Raw genomic sequence first — 2,698 nt, 5'->3', positions numbered from 1 at the left:
GGGCAGGCGGGTGGCACCGGGTGATCGTGATCACATTCACCCCGCATATCTCCCGGGCCCGATACGTGCTGGGAAAGTGCTGGAGCGGCAGTATTCTCATGGTCGACGCGCACGCGCATATCTCGATCGCGCGGTGGGCGTACAACTTTCTGTACCAATCCGCCGGTTATCTCAAGGCCTTCACCGAACAGTGCCACTAGACAACCGAGCGTCGATTCACGCGACGTAACGCACCCGTAACCACTCGGCAAACGCGAATAAACAGTCACATCGGACCCTCAGCACAGCGCCTTGCACGCCAAGGGGCGGGATTGAGGAGTTACACATGGTCGAGGTCGAAGCGCGCACGGTGCAGGCCACCGCGGCGACGAAGGAAACCCTGGAGGACTACACGCTGCGGTTCGCACCACGCAGCTACCGCAAGTGGAGCCCGGCGGTGGTCGGCATCTCCGCACTGGGCGGCATCGCGTATCTGGCCGACTTCGCCATCGGCGCCAATGTCGGCATCGCCAACGGCACCGGCAACGCGCTGCTGGGCATCGGCATCTTCGCCGTGATCATCATGCTGACCGGATTTCCGCTGGCCTACTACGCCGCGCGTTACAACATCGATCTGGATCTGATCACCCGCGGCAGCGGGTTCGGATACTACGGGTCGGTGATCACCAACCTGGTGTTCGCCTCGTTCACCTTCATCTTCTTCGCCACCGAGGGCTCGATCATGGCGCAGGGATTGCAACTGGGACTGCACATTCCGCTCTGGCTCGGCTATCTGGCCTCCACCCTGCTGATCTTCCCGCTGGTCATCTACGGGATGAACACCCTGGCCAAACTCCAGGTCTGGACCACGCCGCTGTGGCTGCTGCTGATGGTGCTGCCGTTCGCCTTCCTGATCGTGCGGCATCCGAATTCGGTGCACAGCTTCTTCGCCTACGGCGGTAAGGACGGCGGCGGGGTGAGCCTGACCGGCGCGCTGCTGGCCGCGGGCGTGTGCCTGTCGCTGATCGCCCAGATCGCCGAGCAGATCGACTATCTGCGCTTCATGCCCCCGAAAACCCCTGAGAACAGCCGCAAATGGTGGGGCTGGATGCTGCTCGCCGGGCCGGGCTGGGTGATCTTCGGCGCGATCAAGCAGGTCGTCGGCCTGTTCCTGGCGGTCTACCTGATCGCGAATCTGCCCGGTGCACAGGGCATCGCCAATCAGCCGGTGCATCAATTCCTGGAGATCTACCGCGATATGGTGCCGGGCTGGCTGGCCATGACCCTGGCGGTCGGGCTGGTGGTGATCAGCCAGATCAAAATCAATGTGACCAACGCGTATTCGGGTTCGCTGGCGTGGACCAACTCGTTCACCCGCGTCACCAAGACCTATCCGGGCCGGCTGGTGTTCCTCGGGGTGAACCTCGCGATCGCGCTGATCCTGATGGAAGCCAACATGTTCGACTTCCTGAACAACATCCTGGGCTTCTACGCCAACTGCGGCATCGCCTGGATCGTCACCGTCGCAACGGATATCGCGGTCAACAAGTATCTGCTGAAGATCTCGCCGAAGGAGCCGGAGTTCCGTCGCGGCATGCTCTACAACGTCAATCCCGTCGGCCTGGTCGGCTTCGGGGCGGCCGCGGTGCTGTCGATCCTGACCTTCTTCGGTGCGTTCGGGGAAACCCTGAAGCCGTACTCGCCGATCGTCGCGGTGGTCCTGGCCTTCGTGCTGACCCCGCTCACCGCGGTGCTCACCAAGGGCCGCTACTACCTGCGCCGCACCGACGACGGCATCGAGTTGCCGATGTTCGACGAGCACGGCAACCCGTCCGGGCAGACGCTCACCTGTCATGTGACGGGTCTGGACTTCGAGCGGCCCGACATGATCGCCTCCGCGGTGCCGGGAGCGGAGGGGGAGATCCAGTACATCAGCTCCCTGGCGTTGTCCACCGACAAGTCGGGCGAGCACGTGTTACCGCCACACTGATCACTACCCGAACCGACCGCACCCCGTCCGAGCATTGGGCGGGGTGCGGTCGTGCGTATCGGGGGAAAGTCGGCGGGGCTTGCGGAGCCGACGGGGGTCGGTAGGTTCAGTGCTGGTTGGGTAGCGGAAAGTTCAGATAGGCCCGCGAGGGTGTAGGCCCGCGCTGGCCCTGATACTTCGACCCCACCGCGGCGCTGCCGTACGGATTCTCGGCCGGACTGGTCAGCCGCAGCAGGCACAGCTGCCCGATCTTCATCCCCGGCCACAGCGTGATCGGCAGATTGGCCACATTCGACAGCTCGAGCGTGATGTGCCCGGAGAACCCCGGATCGATGAATCCCGCCGTGGAATGGGTGAGCAATCCGAGCCGTCCCAGGCTGGACTTACCCTCCAGCCGCCCGGCCAGATCGTCCGGCAGCGTGCACACCTCGAGCGTCGAGCCCAGCACGAACTCTCCCGGGTGCAGCACGAACGGCTCACCCTCGGTGGGCTCGACCAGGCTGGTCAGCTCGTCCTGCCGCTGCGCGGGATCGATATGCGTATACCGAGTGTTGTTGAACACCCGGAACATTCGATCCAGCCGCACGTCGATACTCGACGGCTGGACCAGCTTCTCCTCGAACGGCTCCAACCCCAGCCGCCCGCGGGCCAGCTCGGCACGAATGTCGCGATCGGATAGCAGCACGCTGAGATCCTAGCGGTGACGTGAAGCGTCTGCGCCGGTCTCTT

General features: G+C 63.9%; 3 protein-coding genes. 2 read left to right on the top strand and 1 reads right to left on the bottom strand.

Features of this window, described 5'->3' with window-relative positions:
* Both JZ791_RS43885 and JZ791_RS43880 read left to right on the top strand, forming a co-directional pair.
* Positions 1–200 (top strand): YdcF family protein (locus JZ791_RS43885; protein WP_498049421.1); only part of this gene is annotated, 200 nt, incomplete at its 5' end.
* A gap of 125 nt (positions 201–325) precedes the next feature.
* A complete protein-coding gene (locus tag JZ791_RS43880) occupies positions 326–1,969 on the top strand; it encodes a purine-cytosine permease family protein (RefSeq protein WP_216903869.1) in 1,644 nt (547 codons plus the stop codon).
* A gap of 106 nt (positions 1,970–2,075) precedes the next feature.
* On the opposite strand, the gene dcd is transcribed toward JZ791_RS43880, so the two are convergent.
* Positions 2,076–2,654 (bottom strand): dCTP deaminase, encoded by a 579-nt coding sequence (gene dcd / locus JZ791_RS43875; protein ID WP_216903867.1) that lies wholly within the window; start codon positions 2,652–2,654, stop codon positions 2,076–2,078.
* Positions 2,655–2,698 lie beyond the last annotated feature (44 nt).

This window comes from Nocardia alni, from assembly GCF_019038435.1.
Taxonomy (GTDB): domain Bacteria; phylum Actinomycetota; class Actinomycetes; order Mycobacteriales; family Mycobacteriaceae; genus Nocardia; species Nocardia alni.
Note: the sequence above shows the minus strand (reverse complement) of the source record. Positions and strands in the feature narration are given on the sequence as shown.